Annotated in this window: 19 protein-coding genes and 1 pseudogene; 4 read left to right on the top strand and 16 right to left on the bottom strand. The window is 71.3% G+C overall.

Going from position 1 to position 20,880, the window contains the following annotated elements:
• Positions 1-3 precede the first annotated feature (3 nt).
• The 13 genes from ABZ808_RS11540 to paaA all read right to left on the bottom strand — a co-directional run bounded on the left by ABZ808_RS11540 (position 4) and on the right by paaA (position 10,592).
• On the bottom strand, positions 4-369 hold the full coding sequence (locus tag ABZ808_RS11540) for an NADH-quinone oxidoreductase subunit A (RefSeq protein WP_357003964.1): 366 nt from the start codon (positions 367-369) through the stop codon (positions 4-6).
• Positions 370-558: 189 nt separating this feature from the next.
• Positions 559-1,836 (bottom strand): geranylgeranyl reductase family protein, encoded by a 1,278-nt coding sequence (locus ABZ808_RS11535; RefSeq protein ID WP_357003962.1) that lies wholly within the window; start codon positions 1,834-1,836, stop codon positions 559-561.
• A gap of 139 nt (positions 1,837-1,975) precedes the next feature.
• The gene (locus ABZ808_RS11530) at positions 1,976-2,200 is read right to left on the bottom strand and encodes a hypothetical protein (protein ID WP_357003960.1); all 225 of its coding nucleotides are present in this window, start codon (positions 2,198-2,200) and stop codon (positions 1,976-1,978) included.
• An 84-nt stretch (positions 2,201-2,284) separates the two neighbouring features.
• Positions 2,285-2,995 (bottom strand): demethylmenaquinone methyltransferase, encoded by a 711-nt coding sequence (locus ABZ808_RS11525; RefSeq protein ID WP_357003957.1) that lies wholly within the window; start codon positions 2,993-2,995, stop codon positions 2,285-2,287.
• A 238-nt stretch (positions 2,996-3,233) separates the two neighbouring features.
• Complete coding sequence (locus ABZ808_RS11520) at positions 3,234-4,508, bottom strand: LPXTG cell wall anchor domain-containing protein (protein WP_357003955.1); 1,275 nt, start codon at positions 4,506-4,508, stop codon at positions 3,234-3,236.
• 402 nt (positions 4,509-4,910) lie between these two features.
• The gene (gene mqnC, locus ABZ808_RS11515) at positions 4,911-6,101 is read right to left on the bottom strand and encodes a cyclic dehypoxanthinyl futalosine synthase (RefSeq protein ID WP_357003953.1); all 1,191 of its coding nucleotides are present in this window, start codon (positions 6,099-6,101) and stop codon (positions 4,911-4,913) included.
• Positions 6,102-6,178: 77 nt separating this feature from the next.
• A complete protein-coding gene (locus tag ABZ808_RS11510) occupies positions 6,179-6,589 on the bottom strand; it encodes a type II toxin-antitoxin system VapC family toxin (RefSeq protein ID WP_357003950.1) in 411 nt (136 codons plus the stop codon).
• Entirely contained in the window at positions 6,586-6,864 is a 279-nt protein-coding gene (locus tag ABZ808_RS11505; RefSeq protein WP_053652219.1) for a type II toxin-antitoxin system prevent-host-death family antitoxin, read from the bottom strand. The genes ABZ808_RS11510 and ABZ808_RS11505 overlap by 4 nt, the downstream gene beginning before the upstream one ends.
• A 31-nt stretch (positions 6,865-6,895) precedes the next feature.
• Entirely contained in the window at positions 6,896-8,005 is a 1,110-nt protein-coding gene (paaE, locus tag ABZ808_RS11500) for a 1,2-phenylacetyl-CoA epoxidase subunit PaaE (protein ID WP_357003946.1), read from the bottom strand.
• Positions 8,002-8,478 (bottom strand): 1,2-phenylacetyl-CoA epoxidase subunit PaaD, encoded by a 477-nt coding sequence (gene paaD / locus ABZ808_RS11495; RefSeq protein ID WP_357003943.1) that lies wholly within the window; start codon positions 8,476-8,478, stop codon positions 8,002-8,004. Before paaD ends, paaE begins: the two co-directional genes overlap by 4 nt.
• Positions 8,472-9,197, bottom strand: a complete 726-nt coding sequence (paaC, locus tag ABZ808_RS11490; protein ID WP_357003940.1) for a 1,2-phenylacetyl-CoA epoxidase subunit PaaC — start codon at positions 9,195-9,197, stop codon at positions 8,472-8,474. The genes paaD and paaC overlap by 7 nt, the downstream gene beginning before the upstream one ends.
• Before the next feature lie 43 nt (positions 9,198-9,240).
• Positions 9,241-9,528, bottom strand: coding sequence for a 1,2-phenylacetyl-CoA epoxidase subunit PaaB (gene paaB, locus ABZ808_RS11485; RefSeq protein WP_139585175.1), 288 nt, complete (start codon positions 9,526-9,528; stop codon positions 9,241-9,243).
• Positions 9,525-10,592, bottom strand: a complete 1,068-nt coding sequence (gene paaA, locus ABZ808_RS11480; RefSeq protein ID WP_357003935.1) for a 1,2-phenylacetyl-CoA epoxidase subunit PaaA — start codon at positions 10,590-10,592, stop codon at positions 9,525-9,527. The genes paaB and paaA overlap by 4 nt, the downstream gene beginning before the upstream one ends.
• Before the next feature lie 372 nt (positions 10,593-10,964).
• Between paaA and ABZ808_RS11475 the strand changes: the two genes are divergently transcribed.
• Both ABZ808_RS11475 and ABZ808_RS11470 read left to right on the top strand, forming a co-directional pair.
• Positions 10,965-11,951 (top strand): hypothetical protein, encoded by a 987-nt coding sequence (locus tag ABZ808_RS11475; protein ID WP_357003932.1) that lies wholly within the window; start codon positions 10,965-10,967, stop codon positions 11,949-11,951.
• Positions 11,951-12,907, top strand: coding sequence for a hypothetical protein (locus ABZ808_RS11470; RefSeq protein ID WP_357003930.1), 957 nt, complete (start codon positions 11,951-11,953; stop codon positions 12,905-12,907). Before ABZ808_RS11475 ends, ABZ808_RS11470 begins: the two co-directional genes overlap by 1 nt.
• A gap of 39 nt (positions 12,908-12,946) precedes the next feature.
• Here ABZ808_RS11470 and ABZ808_RS11465 read toward each other — a convergent pair whose 3' ends face one another.
• From ABZ808_RS11465 to ABZ808_RS11455, 3 genes are read right to left on the bottom strand one after another with little or no spacing between them, the layout of a single operon-like run.
• Positions 12,947-13,798 carry a menaquinone biosynthesis protein gene (locus ABZ808_RS11465; RefSeq protein WP_357003927.1) on the bottom strand — a complete coding sequence of 284 codons (852 nt, stop codon included), beginning with the start codon at positions 13,796-13,798 and terminating at the stop codon, positions 12,947-12,949.
• Positions 13,750-15,555, bottom strand: coding sequence for an MFS transporter (locus ABZ808_RS11460; RefSeq protein ID WP_357003925.1), 1,806 nt, complete (start codon positions 15,553-15,555; stop codon positions 13,750-13,752). Before ABZ808_RS11460 ends, ABZ808_RS11465 begins: the two co-directional genes overlap by 49 nt.
• Positions 15,556-15,596: 41 nt before the next feature.
• Positions 15,597-16,175 carry a winged helix-turn-helix domain-containing protein gene (locus ABZ808_RS11455; RefSeq protein WP_357003923.1) on the bottom strand — a complete coding sequence of 193 codons (579 nt, stop codon included), beginning with the start codon at positions 16,173-16,175 and terminating at the stop codon, positions 15,597-15,599.
• A 458-nt stretch (positions 16,176-16,633) separates the two neighbouring features.
• Here ABZ808_RS11455 and ABZ808_RS11450 point away from each other — a divergent pair, with 458 nt between their 5' ends.
• On the top strand, positions 16,634-17,884 hold the full coding sequence (locus ABZ808_RS11450) for a DUF222 domain-containing protein (RefSeq protein WP_357003920.1): 1,251 nt from the start codon (positions 16,634-16,636) through the stop codon (positions 17,882-17,884).
• A 547-nt stretch (positions 17,885-18,431) separates the two neighbouring features.
• Positions 18,432-20,819: pseudogene (locus tag ABZ808_RS11445) on the top strand (AAA family ATPase); the annotation flags it as partial.
• Between the last annotated feature and the right edge of the window lie 61 nt (positions 20,820-20,880).

The raw sequence follows: 20,880 nt of genomic DNA, 5'->3' as shown, positions 1-20,880 counted from the left end.
TCCTCAGTCCCAGTCCAGGCCGCCGCGCCGCCACACGTAGGCGTACGCGACGAAGACCGCGACGATGAACAGGACCATCTCCACAAAGCCGAAGATCGGCAGAGCGTCGAACGAGACCGCCCAGGGGTAGAGGAAGATGATCTCGATGTCGAAGACGATGAAGAGCATCGCCGTCAGGTAGAACTTGATCGGGAACCGACCACCGCCAATCGGCTGGGGGCTCGGCTCGATGCCGCACTCGTAAGCCTCGAGTTTGGCCTTGTTGTATCGACGGGGACCGGTGAGACGGGCGGCGCCAACGGAGAACAGCGCGAACGCCGCGGCGAGGGCGAAGAGCCCGATGATCGGTGCATAAGGCGAGAGCGACATCTTTTCTCCTGCTCGTCCTTCCCTGCCCTCAGTGCTTGACGAAAATCACACTATTCACGTCCCTCGCGGTGGCTGCCGCCGGGGGTCGATCTCCATCCCGCTCAGGGCTGTGACCAGCACCGATACGGTTTGTCCAGCCGGTCCCCCGCCAGCGTCGGCGATGGCGGGGAGCCGCAGTCATCGATCGCATTACACGGCCGGAGCCGCCTTCGTCATCGCGTTGATGACCCGGTCCATCGCGTCCCCGCCACGGGGATCGGTCAGGTTGGCCAACAGTTTGAGCACGAATCGCATCAGCGTCGGGTGCGGCATTCCGTGCTTGGTGGCGATCCGCATGATCTCCGGACGGCCAATCAGCTTCACGAAGATGCCGCCGAGGCGGTAGTAGCCACCGAGCCGGGCCTTCAGCTCGTTCGGGTACGCCATCAGCGCCCGCTCCCGCTCCGGGCCGGCCGGCCGGGCGAGGGCCTGGGCCACAACCTCCGCGGCCAACTCGCCGGACTCCATGGCGTACGCGATGCCCTCGCCGTTGAACGGGTTGACCATGCCGCCGGAGTCGCCGACCAGCAGCACGCCGCGCGTGTAGTGGGGCACCCGGTTGAAGCCCATCGGCAGCGCCGCGCCGAGGATCGGGCCCTCGGCGTTGGCCTCGTCGGTCATTCCCCAGTCCTCGGGGGTGTTGGCGAGCCAGTCGGTGAGCAGCCTGCGGTAGTTGGTCTTGCCGAACGCGGAGGACGAGTTGAGCACGCCGAGGCCGACGTTGACGCGGCCGTCACCGAGGCCGAAGATCCAGCCGTACCCGGGCAGCAGGTTGTCGCCGCTGTCCTTGCTGCGCAGCTCCAGCCACGACTCCAGGTAGTTGTCGTCGTGCTTGACCGGTGAGCGGTAGTAGCGGCGGACGGCCACGCCGATCGGCCGGTCCTCCCGCTTGGCCAGCCCGAGCGCGAGCGGGAACCGACCGGAGACCCCGTCGGCCGCCACGACCAGCGGAGCGCGGAAGGTGGCGGGCTCCTTGCCCGGCCCCACCTCCGCCTCGACGCCGGTCACCCGGCCGTCGTCGTCGAGCACCGGGCCCAGCACGTTGACGTTGGTGCGCAGTTCGGCGCCGGCGGCCACCGCCCGCTGGGCGAGCAGGTCGTCGAAGTCGAGCCTCGTACGCACCAGGCCGTAGTTGGGGAAGCTGGCCAGGTCGGGCCAGTCCAGTTCGAGGCGTACGCCGCCGCCGATCACCCGCAGGCCCCGGTTGTGCAGCCAGCCGGCCTCGGGCGACGTGTCCACGCCCATCCGGATGAGCTGCCGCACCGCGCGCGGGGTCAGCCCGTCGCCGCAGACCTTCTCCCGAGGGAACTCGGTCTTCTCCAACACCAGCACCCGTGCGCCGTGCCGGGCCAGGTGGTACGCAGTCGCTGATCCACCGGGACCGGCGCCCACGACGATGACGTCGGCGTCGTGTTCCACCGCGGTCATTCGCGCCTCCTCCCGCACGCTCGTGAAATGCTTCACAAGCCAGACGGGACGAGTGTATGACCGGTGTCATACCTGCGCAGCGCCAGGGGTACCTAACTCGCTGGTGTTACAGCCGGTGACCGTCCACAGTGGGCAGCTGTCAGGCCCGACTGGGCGCGTCCAGGCCGGCGTCGACCCGGATGGATTCCGGCAGATGCTCACGTAACGCACCCCCGGCCGCCCGGTCCAGCGCGGCCAGCACCTCGGCGACCACCTGCCGGACGTCCGCGGGGTCGGCACCGGCCAGCGCACGCAGTTGCGCGATGAGTTCGGCCGCGTCGTCGTCGGTGGCGGCCACCGGGTCCGCCGGGTCTGCTCCGGTCATGCCGACGAGCGTACCGGGCAAAGTGGACTAAATGCCGGTATTGGCGAAACCCGAATTATGTCCAGATCGGGTCGTCGTCCGCGACTACTCGCGGATCCCCCGGTGCAGGGCGACCACGCCGCCGGTCAGGTTGCGCCACGCCACGCGGCCCCACCCGGCCACACCGACCCGTCCGGCCAACGCGGCCTGATCCGGCCAGGCCCGGATCGACTCGGCCAGGTAGACGTACGCCTCCGGGTTGCTGGACACGCTGCGGGCCACCGCCGGCAGGGACCGCATCAGGTACGACAGGTAGACCGTCCGGAAAGCCGGGTTGACCGGGGTGCTGAACTCGCAGACCACCAGCCGTCCGCCCGGCCGGGTGACCCGGGCCAGCTCGCGCAGGGCCGCGTCGGTGTCGTTGACGTTGCGTAGCGCGAACGAGATGGTCACCGCGTCGAAGCTGGCGTCGGCGAACGGCAGCCGCAGCGCGTCCCCCGCCAGCAGCGGCACCTCGGGCCGGGCCCGCTTGCCCGCGTACAACATGCCCAGCGACAGGTCGGCGCCGACCGCGTACGCCCCGGACTGGGCCAGCTCACGGGTCGAGACTCCGGTGCCCGCGCCCACGTCCAGCACCCGCTCACCCGGCCGCAGGCCGAGCGCGGCGCGGGTGGCCCGACGCCAGGACCGGTCCTGACCGAAGGAGAGCACCGTGTTGGTCAGGTCGTAACGCTCCGCCACGCCGTCGAACATCGCGGCGACCTCGTGCGGCTGCTTGTCCAGGCTGGCTCGCTGGCCCTGCGGGGTACGGCTCACCCCTCCACTCTGCCAGCCGCCGTCCGCCCGACGACCGCTGGGTCCGCGTACCCCCGGCCACCTGGAAGCGTCCGCGCGGGCGTCGCGCGACGAAACAGGCACACGCGCGGCACGGCCGGCGCGCGGGACGCAGTGACGCAGCCGGCGACGCGGCACGGCCGGCGCGCGGCGCGCGGCTGTGCCCTGGCACGCGAAAGGGCGGGGTGGTCGCCCACCCCGCCCTCGCGTCACGCCTCGGTCAGTCGGTCGACTTCTCGTCGCCCGGGGCGACCAGGACGACCTTGCGCCGACGGGAGAGCACCAGCAGCGCTCCGCCCACGAGCAGGATGATGCCGCCGATGCCGCCGATCAGGCCGACCTGCACACCGGTCACCGGGAGACCGCCACCACCGGAACCGCCACCGGCGGCCGGCGACGTGGTCACGCCGGGGGACGTGGTCGCGTCCGGCGACGTCGTGCCGCCCGGGGTCGGGGTGGCCGTCGGGTCCGCCGTGGGCGTCGCCGTCGGGGTCGGAGTCGGGGTGGGCTGCACGGTCAGGTCGACGAAGACGTCGAACTGCGCGCTGTTGTCCACCTCGTCGGCCTCGGTGAACGCCCGACGCTGCGCGCCGGTGGCCACCTTCGGCTGCTCCTCGGGGCTGCCCGCGGCGGCGTCCAGACCGAAGGCCCACAGGAAGCCGGGCCGGAGCACCGACTCGGTCACGTCCGCGCCGACCTTCACCCGGACACCGGCGGTGTAGAACTGCCCCGGCTTCAGCACCACGCCGCTGTCCTCGCAGTACGCGTTCGCGAAGCCACCCAGCGGCTGCTCGACGCAGCCCTCCGGCAACTCGGCGAAGGTGACGCCGGCCGGCAGGGTGATCCCGTACGCCACGCCTGTCGCCTTGCGGCTGCCGTCGTTGTAGATCGCCCAGTCCAGCGGTGCGGTCTCGCCGGGCTTCAGGGGCCGGAGGTTGGGCTCGCCCGCCTCGTCCCCGTCCACTGTCACGTTGGCGTAGACGTCCTGCACCCAGGCGGTCAGGTCGTAGCCGGGCTCGGTGACGGTGATCTCGTGCTCGACGGTGTTGTCGTCGAGTTTGGGGTCGGTGGTGGCCGAGCTGATGGTGACCACCAGCTTGCCGGCGTCACCACGACCACCGGTGGAGAAGAGCGGGATGCCGAAGTCCTCGGTGGTGCCGGCGGCCAGATCGCCAAGCAGGCAGCTGAAGGTCGTGCCGGTGACGTCACACCCGACAGGGACGAGGAACCCGACCTTGCGGTTGAGGCCCTTGGTCTCCACGGTGACCCGGACGTCCTTGGCGTCGACCGTGCTCCGGGTGTTGTCGACCTGGAACTTGAACGGCTTGGCCTTGGCCTCCTTGACGCCCTGTGCCAGTTGGTAGCTCAACGGCTGGAGCGCCAGGTCGGCCTCGGCTGCGGCCTGCGCCGGGGCGGCGACGGTGGCCAGGCCACCGGCCGCGAGCAGGGCCACGACGCCAGCGCGAGCCAGGGTCGAGCGGTGGAACGCTGTCATCGGTCCCCCGGGGGATAGGGAAGAGAAAATGTGTGGAACGAGCGGACGTTATCGAAGGTCGATCTCCCGCGCCACCGTGGGAGACGGTTTTCAACCGTCCGGACCGGACCGGACAAACGGAACGGGCGGAATGGTCACCCATCCCGCCCGTACCGCCGTGCGTTATATGAACGACCCCTCACGGGTCGATGGAGGACCATCCCGGAACAGCACCCATCCGACCGCGTGAAACGGTGGATGGTGAGACGGATATGAGCCCGGACGGTAGCCGCCCACGATCATCTCCACCAGCCCCGCAGCGGGCAGCCTGGCGCTGCGACGACAGGGACAACCCGTACCGCCGAACCGGCCGCGCGGGTGCACGACCCCCGGTCAGCCGAACGGCCGGGCCACGACAAGCCCTCAGTTGACCTCGACCAGCGGGAGCGACCGGCCGGCACCGCCGCCGGGCAGCGCGATCGACGAGAAGTGCGAAACCACCCGCTCGTCGGTCGGGTCGTCGGCCGGCGTGTGGTGCACCGCCAGCCGGTTGTAGAGGGTGTCCCGCTGCGCCGGGATCCGGTCGGCAGAGCGGATCATGCCGATCAGCTCGTGCAGGTTGGAGCGGTGCCGGGCGCCGGCCGAGGAGATGACGTTCTCCTCCAGCATGATCGAGCCGAGGTCGTCCACGCCCATGTGCAGGGCGAGCTGCCCGACGTCCTTGCCGGTGGTCAGCCAGGACGCCTGCAGGTGCGGCACGGTCTCGAAGAAGAGCCGGGCCACCGCGACCAGACGCAGGTACTCCAGCGTGGTCGCCTGCGTGCGGCCCTTGAGGTGGTTGTTCTCCGGCTGGTACGTCCACGGGATGAACGACCGGAAGCCACGGGTGCGGTCCTGCACGTCGCGGATCATGCGCAGGTGCTCGATCCGCTCGGCGTGCGTCTCGCCGGTGCCCATCATCATGGTGGCGGTCGACTCGACGCCCTGGCGGTGGGCCAGCTCCATGACCTCCAGCCAGCGCTCGCCCGACTCCTTGAGCGGCGCGATGGCCCTGCGCGGGCGCTCGGGCAGCATCTCCGCGCCGGCACCGGCGATGGAGTCCAGGCCGGCGGCCTTGATCCGGGCGATGGCCTCGTCCAGGCTCACCCCGGACACCTTGGCCATGTGCAGGATCTCGCTGGGGCCGATCGAGTGGATGGCCAGCTGCGGGTACGCCTGCTTGACCGAGGAGAACAGCTCCTCGTAGTACTCGACGCCGTAGTCCGGGTGGTGCCCGCCCTGGAGCATCACCTGGGTCGCGCCCAGCTCGACCGCCTCGGCGCAGCGACGCAGGATTTCCTCGGTCGGGTGGGTCCACCCCTCGGAGTGCTTCGGCGCCCGGTAGAACGCACAGAACTTGCACGCCGTCACGCAGACGTTCGTGTAGTTGATGTTGCGGTCGATCAGGTAGGTGACGACGTTGTCCGGGTAGCGCCGCCGGCGCACCGCGTCCGCCGCCTCGCCCAGCGCGTGGAAGGGCGCCTCGGTGTAGAGCAGCAGTGCCTCCTCGGGCGTGATCCGCCCGCCGTCCGCGCCACGCTGCAGGATGTCGTCGATCTCCCGGCTCACCGTCACGCCCCCGAGCCTACGTCGGCCCTCCGGCGGCCGGCACGCCCCTCCGACTCCAGTGACGGGAGCCCCCCGAGTCGACCTCAGTCCATCCCCGGGCTCGCGACCGGCAGCCCCAGACTCTTCGCCGCGTTCAGGAGACGACGGTCGTAGGTGACGAAGGCGGCGAAGTCCGACCCGGACTGCGCGGCGAGGACCTCCGCCGTGGCGAGGTGGATGGCATCGAGGCTCCGCAGCAGCGGATCTCCGTACGCCCCGGCGGCAGCCCGGACGGTGGCGTCGATCTCCACGCGATACAGGCGGGACAGCGCTCCCGGCACGCCAACCAGAGCGAGCGGCGCCGACCGACGCAACGCCCTCGGCACCTCGACTTCCACCAGCGCGGAAGCGACGAGCGACATGCCGGACCGCTCGTTCAGCCAAGCGATCAACTGCTCGGTCGCCGGCTCGCGGCGAAGCAACTTGATGATCGCGGCCGAGTCGAGGTAGATCACCAGCGCTCTTCCTCGCGCGCGGCGGCGAGCCCGGCGGCCACGTCGATCGCAGGGTCACCGAGCACAGGGGGTAGCGGCAGCGGGCCGCCGTCCGTCGGTGCCGTCGCCCTTCCCTCCGAGACCAGCCGGGACAGCAGAGCTCCACCGGCGACGATCGGAACCAGCCGGGCAATGGGTTCGCCGCGATCCGTCACCTCGACAGTCTCGCCGGCACGCACACGGGCCAGCACCCGGCTGGTGTGCTGGTTCAGCTCTCGGACCGCGACCTGCTCCATGCGACGAGTGTAGTACGAGGTGTCCTACACGTCACGCGTCGTAGTCGACCGTGAGCTTGTCGGTGGTCGGGCTGGACTGGCAGGTCAGCACGTAGCCCGCCGCCAGCTCGTCCGGCTCCAGGGCGTAGTTACGGGCCATCGTGACCGCGCCGTCCACGACCTTCGCCTTGCAGGTCGAGCAGACGCCACCCTTGCAGGCGTACGGCAGCTCGCCGCGCACCTTCAGCGCGGCGTCCAGCACCCGCTCCTCGCGACCCATCGTGAAACTGGACGACCGACCGTCCAGCACGATCGTCACCTCGGCTCCGGCGCCGGCCTGATCGACGGGACGGCGCACCGGCTCCGGCGGCGCGTCGACGTGGAACAGCTCGGTGTGCACGGCCGACTCGGGCAGCCCTCGCGCGGTCAGCACGTCCCGGGCGTCGACCACCATGGCGTACGGGCCGCAGAGGAACCACTCCTCGATGACGTCACCCGGCACGATGGTGTCCAGCAGACGGCCCAGCCGCTCGGCGTCGATCCGCCCGGAGAGCAGCGGCGACTCGCCCTGCTCCCGGGACAGCACGTGCACCAGGTGCAGCCGGGTGGGATAGCGGTCCTTCAGGTCGGCCAACTCCTCGGCGAACATCACGGTGTTCGCCGTGCGGTTGCCGTACACCAGGGTGAAGGTGCTGGCCGGCTCGGCGGCCAGAGCGGTCGCGACCAGCCCGAGCACCGGGGTGATGCCGGAGCCGGCGACGACCGCGCCGTAGTGCCGCACCCGGTCCGGCGCGAACGCTGTGGTGAAGGTGCCCAGCGGCGGCAGCACCTCGACCGTGTCGCCACCGCGCAGCGCACCGCACGCGAACGCCGAGAACGCACCGCCGGGGATCTCCCGCACCCCGATCCGCAACCGGCCGTGCCGGGCCAGGTCGTCGGGGGTGGAGCAGATGGAGTACGACCGGCGCACGTCCGTGCCGTCGTCGGTCACCCGGCGCACGGTGAGGTGCTGGCCCGCGCGGAACGCGAAGGTGTCCCGCAACTCCTCCGGTACGGCGAACGTGACCGCCACCGAATCGTCGGTGAGCCGGTCGACGGCGGAGACCGGCAGCGGGTGGAAGACCGGCCGACGGCGGACCGGCCGGGAGATGGTGACTGTCACAGTGCCTTCAGGTGGTCGAAGGGTTCGGAGCAGGAGCGGCACCGCCACAACGCCTTGCACGCGGTGGAGCCGAACCGGCTGACCTGCTCGGTCTCCGGCGAGCCGCACTGCGGGCAGCGGACCGCGAGGGTCAACGACACCACGCCGGGGGCGGGCACCGGCGCAGGCGGGGCGATCCCCGCGGCGGCGAGCTTGACCCGCCCACCGTCGGAGATCCAGTCGGTGCTCCACGGCGGGCTGTAGACCGTGCGGACCTCGACGTCCGGGTGACCGGCACCGGCGAGCGCACGCCGAATGTCGGCCCGGATCACGTCCATGGCCGGGCAGCCGGTGTAGGTCGGCGTGATGGTGACGGTGACCCGGCCGCTGGCCGGATCCTCGTCGACCGCGCGCAGGATGCCCAGCTCGTCGATGGTGATCACCCGGATCTCCGGGTCCACCACCGACGCGGCCGCCTCCCTGGGATTCACCACTGCGCTCCAGGGTGGGCGCGGTGCAGCACCTGCATCTCGGCGAGCAGGTAGGACAGGTGCTCGGTGTGCACGCCGGCCCGCCCGCCGCCCGGGGCCCAGCCGTCCTCCGGCCGGGTGAGCGTCGCCTCGGCCAACACCGGGCCAACGGTGTCGTCGAACGTCTGTCGCAGGGTGGCCGGGTCGACCGGCGCCGCCGGGTCCGCGGCGAACAGTTCATGGGTGTACGGCCACACCTGGTCGACGGCGGCCTGCATCCGACGGTGCGACTCCTCGGTGCCGTCGCCGAGCCGCTTCACCCACAGCGCGCCGTGGTCCAGGTGGTACGCCGACTCCTTGCGCGCCTTCGCGCCGATCGCGGCCAGCCGCTCGTCCGCGCATCCGGCGAGCGCCGTGTAGAGCGGCAGCTGGTACGCCGCCAGGAAGAACAGCTTCGCCATGGTCACCGCGAAGTCGCCGTTGGGCAGCTCGACCAGGAGCACGTTGCGGAACTCGCGGTCGTCGCGCAGGTACGCCAACGCGTCCTCGTCGCGGCCTGCGCCCTCCAGCTCACCCGCGTACGACAGCAGCAGGCGGGCCGCGCCGAGCTGGTCGAGGGCGATGTTGGCCAGCGCGATGTCCTCCTCCATCTCCGGCGCACGGGTGGTCCACTCGGCCAGCCGCTGCGCCGCGATCAACGCGTCGTCGCCGAGGGCGAGGGTGAAGTCGTACGGCCCGTTCACGCCGCCACCCCGCTGAGCTGGCTGGTTCGCTCGCTCCGCTCGCTCACAGGTGAGCCACCCCGTCCGGCACCTCGTAGAAGGTGGGGTGGCGGTAGACCTTGTCGGCGGCCGGGTCGAAGAAGGCGTCCTTCTCGTCCGGGCTCGACGCGGTGATCGCGCCGGCCGGCACCACCCAGATCGACACGCCCTCCTGCCGGCGGGTGTAGAGGTCCCGGGCGTTGCGCAGGGCCAGCTCGGCGTCGGGGGCGTGCAGGCTGCCGACGTGGGTGTGCGAAAGCCCGCGCCGCGCCCGCACGAAGACCTCCCACAGCGGCGAGTGTTCGGTGCTCACGCGGCTACCTTCTCCCTGTTCTCCGCCCGCTTGGCGGCGTACGCCGCGGCGGCCTCGCGTACCCATGCGCCGTCGGCGTGTGCGGCCCGGCGATGCGCCATCCGTTCCCGGTTGCACGGCCCGTCCCCGGAGATCACCCGCATCAGCTCGTCGTAGTCCGGCTGGGTGTAGTCGTACGCCTGCCGCTCCTCGTTCCAGCGCAGGTCGTCATCGGGGATGCGCAGCCCGAGGATCTCGGCCTGCTGGACGCACATGTCGACGAAGCGCTGACGCAGATCGTCGTTCGAGAAGCGCTTGATCTTCCAGGCCATCGACCGGGTGGAGTGGGTGGAGTCGCCGTCCGGCGGGCCGAACATCGCCAGTGACGGGTACCACCAGCGGTCTACTGCGTCCTGGGCCATCGCCTGCTGCCCCGGGGTGCCGTGCGCGAGGGTGTGCAGGATCTCGTAGCCCTGGCGCTGGTGGAACGACTCCTCCTTGCAGACGCGGATCATCGCCCGCGCGTACGGGCCGTAGGAGCAGCGGCACAGCGGCACCTGGTTGACGATCGCCGCGCCGTCCACCAGCCAGCCGATCGCGCCCACGTCGGCCCAGGTCAGGGTGGGGTAGTTGAAGATCGAGCTGTACTTCTGCCGGCCGTCGAGCAGCAGCTGGACCAGCTCGTCACGGCTGATGCCGAGGGTCTCGGCGGCGGCGTAGAGGTAGAGCCCGTGGCCCGCCTCGTCCTGCACCTTGGCCAACAGGATCGCCTTGCGCTTGAGCGACGGCGCCCGGCTGATCCAGTTGCCCTCCGGCTGCATGCCGATGATCTCGGAATGGGCGTGCTGGGCGATCTGTCGGATCAGCGTCCGGCGGTACGCGTCGGGCATCCAGTCGCGCGGCTCGATCTTCTGCTCCGCGTCGACCACCTCGGCGAAGTACGCCGCCAGGTCCTCGTCGGGCGCTGGTCCGCCCCGGCGCTGACGCGCGGCGGCCGCACGCAACTCGGCCTCGGCCGCTTCGACCTCGCCGAGCAGGCCAGCGCCGGGCGCGTCGTCCGATCCGGAGAAGTCGCTGCCATACATGAGGCAAGTGTTACAGCTTGCGCCTTGATGCACTAGGGGGTGTAACAGGAAACCCGAGTCACCTTCCGTCACGGATCGGCACTTTTTAGCCACGCATCGCTACCGACTCGCCTATGACTTAGATCACTGCCCCAACGTGAAACCTCACACAAGACACATATAAGCCTGATTTCCCACCGATACGGCGTGTTGCCAGGTGCCGGACCCTGCCGCCCGGCCGGTCCGGACGTAGACTTCTGCCGGTCAACCGATCGGCTGTCGCCAATCGTCGGTTCCACAGAGGCCACCTCCCCCGTGGCTCGGCGAACGCACCGATCGCCCCGGACAACAAGCCGGTCCCCCCGGCCCTGACATCTGGAGCTCACCCAAATCATGCGATCTCGCGTGACCATGGTGTTCGCCGTCGTGGCGGTCCTTCTCGGTGGCGTCCTGCTGGTCCCCGCCGCGTACGCCCGACTCTCCGACGGCGGCAGCAGCGGAGGCGGAGGCGGCGCCGCGAGCGTCGCCGCGCCCTCGCCCACCCCGCCGCCACCACCCACACTGGCCGCTGGCCCGGTGTCGGTGGCCTTCAAGGGCCAATTCTTCTCGTGGGCGCTGATGGATCGGACGACCGGCAAGATCTCCGGGTCACCGAACATGACCGCGACCAGCTCCACCGAGTCGATGATCAAGGCGTGGATCGTCTCGGACTATCTGCGGCAGCTCGGTGACAAGGAGCCGAGCGAGGCCCTCAAGAAGATGGCCGTCACTGCCATCCGGGACAGCAACGACGGGGCCGCCAACAAGGTCTACGCCGCTGCCGGTGGCTCCTACAAGCCACTGCCGAACGGGCAGCCCAGCCCGGTCATCCAGCGGGCGATCACGATCTGCGGGCTGACCGACACCAAGCGGGGCAATGTGCCGAAGTACGAGGGCTACTGGAGTTTCACCAGGATGTCTCCCCGCGACGCGGTCCGGCTCGGCGACTGCATCGCCAGCGGTAAGGCCGCCGGCCCGAAATGGACCAAGTGGGTGCTCAACGAGATGAGCAAGGTTCGCGGCACCACCGCGGACAAGGACCAGAAGTCCGATTCGGGTGGTGGGCGCTGGGGGATCATCGACGGTCTGCCGAAGTCAATCACCGCGCAGGGCCCGGTCAGCATGAAGAACGGTTGGACCCCGCTCAACTACGACGGCAACTGGCACGTCACCTGCCTCGCGGTCAACGACAAGTGGAGCCTCGCGGTGATGCTGCGCTACAACTACGCCAAGCTCCCCCTGGACTACGGCGCGCAGGTCTGTGCCAGCGTGGCCACCCAACTCGTCACCCCGCAGCCGGGCGCCGCGCTGAAGGTGCCGCAACAACCGGACGCGCTCTGATGGCCGGCAACCGTCGGGCTGACCGACGCGGCGGCGGCGACGCGGCCCCGCTGCGGCTGATCGCCATCGCGGTCATCCTGATCGGGCTGGTGCTGGTGTCGCTGCGACTGCTGCCCGGGTCGCCATTCGAGTCTGAGGCCGCCGCCAAGTGGGGTGATTCCGACGCGGCCAGCCGGTCCACCGGTGCGGCCACCGGCCGCAGCGCCCGCCAGCCGGCTTCGCCGTCGCCGAGCCCCAGCCCGTCGCTGGAGCCGCTGCCGTTCGCTGCCAAGGACCTCAACCTGGACATCGAGGGCTGGTACTCCTGGAGCGTGCTCGACCGCCGCACCGGGAAGATCATCGGCTCGAAGAACATGGACGAGACCAGCACCACCGCCTCGATGATCAAGTCGTGGATCGTCGCCGACTACCTGCGCCGCACGGCCGAGGACGGCGATTCGCCGAGCGACGCGAAGCTGGACGACGCCACGAAGATCATCCGCGACAGCGACAACACCCGCGCCGAGCAGTTCTACAACTCGGTCGGCCGAGACGCCTCGATCCGGCGGCTGATCTCCATGTGCAAGCTCACCGACAGCAGCGTCGCCCCCGACAAGGGCTGGAGCCGGACGGCACTCTCCCCTCGCGACACCGCCCGGCTGGGCAACTGCATCGCCACCGGCACCGCCGCCGGGCCGAAGTGGACCAAGTGGCTGCTCAACGAGATGAAGCTGGTCCGCGGCGCGGGAGACTTCGGCATTCGCAAGGCCTTCCCGGCCGCCGAGCAGAAGCAGATCGCCATCAAGAACGGGTGGATCGACCGCACCCAGGAGCAGGAGATGCACATCAACTGCCTGGCCATCGGCGACACCTGGACGATGGGCGTGATGGTCAAGTACCCGATCGACAGGGGCTACGACTACGGCATGAAGAACTGCGAGAAAATCACCGAGGCGCTGCTCCGCCCCGCCACCTGAGCCACCCTCCCGCGCCCTGCGGCGCGGTGGCCCGGCGGCTCAGCCGGCGAAGAACTCCGGGCCGCCGTCCGGCAGCGCCGGCACCTCACCGATCGCGGCAGCGCGGCGGGCGAACTCCCGCAGCCCGGCGACCTGCCGGTCACCGAGCGAGAAGTCCAGGGTCCGGAAGTACGTGGCAAGCGTCGCGGCGTCGAACGTCTCCCACCGCGCCGCCGCCTCGGCGACCTGGTCCAACTCGGCGAGGCAGAGGTCCCGGGAGCGCAGGAACGCCTCGTGCACCTCCTTGACCAGGCCCGGGTGGGCAGCGGCGAAGTCGCGACGAACCGCCCAGACGGCGAAGACCATCGGCAACCCGCTCCACTCCCGCCACGCCTGCCCAAGGTCGGTGACCATGAGACCCCGCTGCGGCGCCTCATGGAGCGCCCGCAGCGCCACGTCGCCGATCAGCACCCCGGCGTCGGCCTCCAGCAGCATCTGGGTCAGGTCCGGTGGGCAGCGGAAGTAGTCGGGGCGTACGTGGTAACGCTCGGCGAGCAGCAACTGGGCCAGCATCACCCCGGTCCGCGAGGTCGAGCCGAGCGCCACCCGGGTGCCATCCAGCTCGGCGAGAGGTCGGGTGGAGACCACGTTGACCGAGAGCACCGGACCGTCGCTGCCCACGGCCAGATCCGGCAGGAGCAGCAACTCGTCGGCGTGCCGCAGGTACTCCACCAGCGAAATCGGCCCGATGTCCAGGTCACCGGCGACCAGCGCGGCATTCAACTGGTCGGGCGAATCCTTGTGCAGGTCCACGTCGAGCAGGGCACCGGAGCGCATCAGACCCCAGTAGATCGGCAGGCAGTTCAGGAACTGGATGTGCCCGACCCGCGGGCGTGCGATGCGCTCAGCCATGACCCGACCGTATCCCCGCCCTCTGGCTCCGGCTCGCCGGGCCGGCCCGAAGTGGCCAACCCCGCACCCGGCTGGCGCTCTCGTCCGCCGGGCGAGCCACGCTCGGGTACGGCCGGATCGCCACTCACCGGCCCGCGTAACGCCCGGGCGACGATCGGCACGAAGGCCAGCACCACCAGCAACCCAGCCGCGCCGGCCGCCGCGATCAACGGTCGGGGCGGAACTCCCGTGAGCAACACGCCACCGACCAGGTAGCCCGCCATCGAGCCACCCTGCACCGCCGCGCCATAACTGGCGTACGCGCGGGCACGCATCGCCTCCGGCACCCGACGAGCGGTAAGAAGGTTGGCGAACACGTTCTCCGCGCCGTTGGCCGCGCCGGCCACCAACCAGAGCGGCACCAGCAGAGCCGCCGCCGGCACCGTCGCCCCCAGCAGCACCATCAGGCTGCACCCACCCAGCGTGACCAGCACCCCGCGCACCAGCGCACCGTCGTCGTGGAACCGACGTGCGAGCCGCGCCGCGTACCAGCCGCCCGGCAGCATGCCGGCCATCCATGCTGCGCCGACCAAGCCGTACGTGGTGGCAGAGCCGTTCAGCGTCTCCCGAATGAAGAAGACCTCGATCACGTTGATGCCGCCGACCGCCGCGATCACCACGGCAGTGCTCACCACCATGACGAGCATCAACGGATCCCGGCGCAGCCGCCAGCCCTGGGCCGTACCACCGAAGGACGCCATCGCACCGGCGACGGCCACGGCCGGCGCGGCCCCGGCCGGCACGGACCCGGCCGACGCGGCCAGCGCGGCGCCGGCCGGCATGGTCGGCACGGCCCCGGTCGACGCGGTCGACGCGGTCGGCGCGGTCGGCGCGGTCGACGCGGTCGACGCGGTCGGCGCGGTCGGCGCGGTCGGCGCGGTCGGCGCGGTCGGCGCGGTCGACGCGGTCGACGCACTCCTGGCCAGCACGGTCCTGGTCGGCGCGGTCGGCGCGGTCGGCGCGGTCGGCGCGGTCGGCGCGGTCGGCGCAGTCGGCGCGGTCGGCGCGGTCGGCGCGGTCGGCGCGGTCGGCGCGGTCGGCGCGGTCGGCGCGGTCGGCGCGGTCGGCGCGGTCGGCGCGGGCTTGGCCGACGCGGCCGACGCGGCAACGGCGGGTGCGGTCCGTGCTGCGGCGGTGGTCGGGCGGCCGCCGCGACGAGTCCGCAGCAGGAGGCCGGCGACCACCAGCGCCAGGTAGGTCGCGGCGTCGACCAGCAGCGGTACGCGGGTGCCGAACTGCCCCACCAGCAGCCCGGCCAGCACCGGACCGCCGAGCGCGCCGAGGGAGACGGCGGTCTGACTGATCGCGCTCGCCCGGGGCAGGTCAGCCGGGCGGACCATCGCTGGGAGCAGCGCCGCCAGGCAGGGCTGGGTCACCGCGAGCCCGCAGGCGAGCAGCGTGACCAGACCGACGACCAGGACCGGGTGGCTGGTGACGGCGAGCATCGTGCAGATGGCGGCCTGAGCCACCCCGACGGTCACCAGCAGGGTGCGGCTGTCCACCCGGTCGGCGACGCGGCCGGCGAGCGGGGCGAGCACCACCAGCGGCAGGGTGGCCGCGAGCAGCAGCCCCGAGACGGCGAGCCCACCGGCGCCGGCTCCCTGCAGCGCCAGAGCGAGCGCGGTGGCGGCGAGGAAGTCGCCGCAGATCGTGGTCCCGCGTGCGGTGGCGGCCAACCAGACGTCTGTCCAGCGCGACTCATCAGTTGTGAAGGACATATTTCGAAAATAATCCTTCACAACTGATCGACACAACCCCCTCAGGCCAGCGGCACCACCCGGTACTGCACCGCCACCGAACGAGCGCCCTCCGGCGGGTCGGATCGCCGACGAGGGTGGTACGGCCTGAGCAGCGCCACGACGGCCTCGTTCAACTCCGCCAACTCCTCCGCCGTCAGCAGGACCAGCGTGTCGTTGAACAGCGCAACGTCGTACCACTCGGCGGGCTCATCCCCGGCGCGCCGCAACCAGTCCCTGGTCCGCTCCATGGCCCGGACGGCGTGCGCCTCCACCAGCGCCTGCTCCGCAGCCCGCGCCTCGGGCCCGGCCTCGCGGCCCGCGTCGACCATCCAGCTGACATTCGACGTACGCCACACGCGCTCGCGGGCGTCCCCCCGGCTCGGCGCCTGCTCCACCAGCCCGAACTTCGCCAGCGCCCGCAGGTGATAACTGGTCGCGCTCGGCGACAGCCCGACGATCTCCGCGCACTCGGTGGCGGTGCCGCCACCCTCGCGGCTGCTCAGATACTCGATGATCGCGATGCGGGCCGGATGAGCCAGCGCCCGCATCACCTGCGGGTCACTGATCATTCGGCGCGGCTCGGGACGGGCGTCGGTCATGACCCCATGATCCCGGCCGCCCACCCGACCCGCCATCACCCCGCGCTCTGCCGGCACACGTCCGGCGTCCACGACCCGCGCTGAATGGCGGCGGCCAGCGACAGTGACGGCAAGCGACGGCGCTGGTCGGCGGCGGAGTGGCAGCGACCGGCGGTGCGGCGATCGGCGGAGGACGCTGCTGCGGCCGGCGGAGGACGTGGCTGCGGCGGCGACCGGCAACGCGGCGGCGCGGGCGCGGCGGCGCGGGCGCGGGCACGGGCACGGGTGCGGCGGCACGGCGGCGCGGCGGGCGCGGGTGCGGCGGCACCTGGCACCTGGCACCTGGCACCTGGCACCTGGCACCTGGCAGAGGCTCTGACCGCAGGCAGCCCGCCGGCAACTCCCGACGCGGGCGAGGCGGACCGCAACCTGGCCGAACGGGGCACAAAAATGTCGTACACATGTTCTATCTTGTCTTCATGTTGAGGGCGTTGTCGCAGGCGAGTGGTGCCGTCGACGACTGTGTCGCGGCCTCCCTGTGGGCGCTCTCGGACGCCGAGCTGCTCGCATCGCTCGATGCTGCGCACGCTGCGGCGCAGCGGCTGGCCGCCGTCGAGATGGGTCTGGTGCGCGAGTTGGACGCCCGCGGCCTGGCCGTCACCGAAGGTGCCTCGTCCACCGCGGTCTGGCTGCGGGATCGGCTCCGGCTTTCGGGGCGATCTGCCCGTCAGCTCGTTCAGCTCGCGGCCACCCTCGACGCCGCGCCACCAGCGGTCCGCGATGCCCTGCATGGCGGCATCATCACCGTCGAACAGGGCCGCGTCGTGGCGGAGACCGTCGCCGCCCTTCCTGTCGAGGCGGGGCCGGAGGTGACCGACAAGGCCACCCATCTGCTGATCGCGTGGGCCGACAGGTTCGATCCGGCGACCCTGAGCCGTCTCGGGGAGCGCGTCCTCGCGCACGTCGCCCCCGACCTGGCCGACCAAGCTGAGCTGGCAGCCCTTGAGCGGGCCACCGAGCGGGCCGAGACCCGCCGGCACGTCACCCTCTCCGACCAGCAGGATGGGCAGGTACGTCTCAGCGGCAGCCTCGACACCGAAACGGCGAGCCTGCTGCGCGAAGCGATCGATCCGCTGTGCGCCCCCGCAGGAGTGCACGACGATCGCAGTCCCGGCCAACGCCGGGCGGACGCGCTCGGTGAGATCTGTCGGCTGGCGCTGCGCACCGGCCATCTGCCCGACAACGGCGGCGACCGCCCACAACTGGTGGTGACCGTTTCGCTGGATGCGCTGGTCAACGGCGTACGCGCGGGCGCCCTGGAGACCGGCGAACGCCTCACACCGGGCGCGATCCGCCGACTCGCCTGCGATGCCGCAGTGCTGCCGGCCGTGCTTGGCGGCAACAGTCAGGTCCTGGACGTCGGGCGTCAACGCCGTCTCTTCACCGGGCCACTGCGTCGCGCGCTGGTGCTGCGCGACGGTGGCTGCGCCTTCCCCGGCTGCGACCGGCCGTCCCGATGGTGCGATGGCCACCACGTCCAGCACTGGGCCGATGGTGGCGCAACGGCGTTGGGCAACGCGGTCCTGCTCTGCGGCCACCACCATCGCCTCATTCACCAGGGTGACTGGGCGGTCCGCATCGCGCCGGACGGCAAGCCCGACTTTCTTCCGCCCCGCTGGCTCGACCCGCACCGCGTCCCACGGCGCAACCTCTACCATCGCCGCTGCTAAAGCCGACAGCACCACACACGCAGCACCGGACCAGACAAACGGCCCACCTCAGCCACCCGCCGGCATTGCCGTCCACCGCGATGGGCCGCAGCGCCCACCTCGGGATCCAGCGCGGGCTCAGCGACAAACACCCCCCGGGACCGAAAGGCACGGCCGACACAGCGAATCGAGCGACACAGCAGTTCGAGCGACCAGCGGTTCGGACGACAGAGCAGACCGAGCGACACGGAGGTTCGGACAGCACAGCAGATCGAGCGACACGGAGATTCGGACAGCACAGCGGATCGGGCGACACGGAGATTCGGACAGCACAGCGGATCGGGCGGTTGTTCGTCGGCGTGCCATCCCGCCGTCGCGGCGCCACGCCGTCTCTTCCGGGTGGCCGCATCGGTAATTCGGTGGCAGGGACAGGCTCGGGAGCGTACGGTTGCACCCCGCTTGACGGCCGAGGTGAGCTGCACCGGAACGGACGTCGCCGCGCCGGGCGGCCGGCCATCCGCCCCCGGACACGCGAGCGAGCAGCAGCTGTGGACGATGGGACGTCAGCATGCCCGCACCTGACCTTGACACCCACCTCGACAAGGACCTTGCCGCCGAGCGCGCACACCTGGCCACCTCGCGTGCGGCGCTGCGGCGGATGCGGGAACGAGCCGAATCCCTCTTCGCCACGGGCGACCAGGTGGCCGGCGACGCGTACGCCGCGGAGACACTCGGTCGCACGCTGGCCCGCCGGGTGGCCGAACTGGCCGACGACCCGACCACGCCGCTCTTCTTCGGCCGCCTCGACTTCGCCGGAAGCCCGGACCGCGAAACCTTGGGCAGCAAAGACAGCAGTAGCCCGAACCGCGAGGCCAGCGGCACCGACAGCAGCAGCGACAGCAGCGACAGCAGCGGCAGCGGCAGCAGCGGCAGCGACAGCAGCGACAGCAGCGACAGCAGCGGCAGCAGCGGCAGCAGCGACAGCAGCGACAGCAGCGACAGCAGCGGCAGCAGCGACAGCAGCGACAGCAGCGGCAGCAGCGACAGCAGCGACAGCAGCGACAGCAGCGGCAGCAGCGACAGCAGCGGCAGCAGCGGCAGCAGCGGCAGCAGCGGCAGCAGCGGCAGCAGCGGCAGCAGCGGCAGCAGCGGCAGCAGCACCAGCACCAGCACCAGCACCAGCACCAGCACCGATCATGACGGTCGGCGGTATCACGTCGGCCGGCGGCACGTCACCGACGAGCGGGGCGAGCCGTTGGTGCTGGACTGGCGGGCGCCGGTCTCCCGGTCGTTCTACCGGGCCAGTGCGCGCGATCCGCAGGGGGTGGCGGTCCGGCGGCGGTTCGGGTTCAGCAACGGGGTGCTGACCAGCTTCGAGGATGAGCGGCTCGATCGGGGCGAGGAGCTGGGCACGACCAGCCGGATCCTGACTGCCGAGATCGAACGGCCGCGCGTCGGGCCGATGCGGGACATCGTGGCCACCATCCAGCCTGAGCAGGACGAGTTGGTCCGGGCCGATCTGGCCGACTCGATCTGCGTGCAGGGGGCACCGGGCACGGGGAAGACGGCGGTTGGTCTGCACCGGGCCGCGTACCTGCTCTACCTGCACCGGGAGCGGTTGCGGCGGGCGGGTGTGCTGATCGTGGGGCCGAACCGGGCGTTCCTGTCGTACATCGCGGCGGTGCTGCCGGCGCTCGGTGAGGTCGAGGTCGAGCAGGCCACCGTCGAGGAGTTGATCTCGCGGGTGCCGGTCCGGGCGGTCGAGGCGCCGGCGGTCGCCACGCTCAAGCACGACGTGCGGATGGCCGACGTGCTGCGGCGCGCGGTGCAGGCTCAGATCGGTACGCCGACCGACTCGATCACGGTGTCGGACGGTTCGTTCCGGTGGCGGATCGGGCTGGACCCACTACATCGGATCGTCGAGGAGACCCGTCGGGAAGGGCTGCCGTACGGCACGGGCCGGGAGCGGGTCCGCGCGCGGGTGGTGAGTCTGCTGCAACGGCAGGCCGAGGCGCGGCGCGCGGAGTCACCCAGCGATGCGTGGCTACGCCGGATGGGCCGCTGTCGGCCGGTGGTCGACCTCCTGGACGCGGTCTGGCCGGCGCTCACCCCGGAAGGGCTGGTGTACGGCCTGCTCTCCGACCCGACTCGACTCGCCGCCGCAGCGGATGGTCTGCTCACCGACGCCGAGCAGGCGCTGCTGACCTGGGTGAAGCCGGCCCGTACCGCGAAGGCGACCCGCTGGACCACCGCCGACGCGGTGCTGATCGACGAGGCGGCCGGGTTGCTGGAGCGGGCCTCCGGGTTCGGGCACGTGGTGGTGGACGAGGCGCAGGATCTCTCCCCGATGCAGTGTCGGGCCATCGCCCGGCGCAGCGAGCATGGCTCGGTCACCCTCCTCGGTGACCTCGCTCAGGGCACCACGCCGTGGGCGGCGACGGACTGGCGGGAATCCCTGGCTCACCTGGGCAAGCCGGACGCCGTGGTGGTTCCGTTGACGGTCGGTTTTCGCGTGCCCGCCGCAGTGGTCGCGTTCGCGAACCTGCTGCTGCCGGCACTCGCCGTCAACGTGCCGCCGGCCGAGTCGCTGCGCCGAGACGGCGGCCTGGACGTGCGTACCGTGACCGACCTGACGTCGGCGACGGTGGACGACGTGCGGGCGGCGCTCGCCCACGACGGCTCGGTCGGTGTGATCGCCGCAGACGACGCGGTCGACGGGCTGCGCGCGGCGCTCGCCGCCGCCGGTGTCGCGACCGCGACCGCCGACGACGTGGTGGCCGCGGAGCGGGTCACCGTGGTGCCCGCGACGCTGGTCAAGGGCCTGGAGTACGACCATGTGGTGGTGGTCGAGCCGGCCGCGATCGTCGCGGCCGAGCCGCGCGGGCTGCACCGGCTGTACGTGGTGCTCACCCGTGCGGTGTCCCGGCTCTCGGTGCTGCACCGCGAACCGCTGCCCGCGCCGCTGCTGACCACGCCGCCGGAAGCCGCGCCGCCCGAGGCCGCACCGCCCGAGGCCG

The organism is Micromonospora sp. NPDC047527 (assembly GCF_040643015.1).
Taxonomy (GTDB): domain Bacteria; phylum Actinomycetota; class Actinomycetes; order Mycobacteriales; family Micromonosporaceae; genus Micromonospora.
This window is presented reverse-complemented; position numbering and strand designations above follow the sequence as displayed.

Excerpts from the sequence above, each read along its gene's own strand:
- ABZ808_RS11540 (WP_357003964.1), bottom strand. The coding sequence starts at position 369 with ATGTCGCTCTCGCCTTATGCACCGATCATCGGGCTCTTCGCCCTCGCC.
- ABZ808_RS11535 (WP_357003962.1), bottom strand. The coding sequence starts at position 1,836 with ATGACCGCGGTGGAACACGACGCCGACGTCATCGTCGTGGGCGCCGGT.
- ABZ808_RS11530 (WP_357003960.1), bottom strand. The coding sequence starts at position 2,200 with ATGACCGGAGCAGACCCGGCGGACCCGGTGGCCGCCACCGACGACGAC.
- ABZ808_RS11520 (WP_357003955.1), bottom strand. The coding sequence starts at position 4,508 with ATGACAGCGTTCCACCGCTCGACCCTGGCTCGCGCTGGCGTCGTGGCC.
- ABZ808_RS11505 (WP_053652219.1), bottom strand. The coding sequence starts at position 6,864 with ATGGAGCAGGTCGCGGTCCGAGAGCTGAACCAGCACACCAGCCGGGTG.
- paaA (WP_357003935.1), bottom strand. The coding sequence starts at position 10,592 with ATGTATGGCAGCGACTTCTCCGGATCGGACGACGCGCCCGGCGCTGGC.
- ABZ808_RS11475 (WP_357003932.1), top strand. The coding sequence starts at position 10,965 with ATGCGATCTCGCGTGACCATGGTGTTCGCCGTCGTGGCGGTCCTTCTC.
- ABZ808_RS11470 (WP_357003930.1), top strand. The coding sequence starts at position 11,951 with ATGGCCGGCAACCGTCGGGCTGACCGACGCGGCGGCGGCGACGCGGCC.
- ABZ808_RS11465 (WP_357003927.1), bottom strand. The coding sequence starts at position 13,798 with ATGGCTGAGCGCATCGCACGCCCGCGGGTCGGGCACATCCAGTTCCTG.
- ABZ808_RS11460 (WP_357003925.1), bottom strand. The coding sequence starts at position 15,555 with ATGTCCTTCACAACTGATGAGTCGCGCTGGACAGACGTCTGGTTGGCC.
- ABZ808_RS11455 (WP_357003923.1), bottom strand. The coding sequence starts at position 16,175 with ATGACCGACGCCCGTCCCGAGCCGCGCCGAATGATCAGTGACCCGCAG.
- ABZ808_RS11450 (WP_357003920.1), top strand. The coding sequence starts at position 16,634 with ATGTTGAGGGCGTTGTCGCAGGCGAGTGGTGCCGTCGACGACTGTGTC.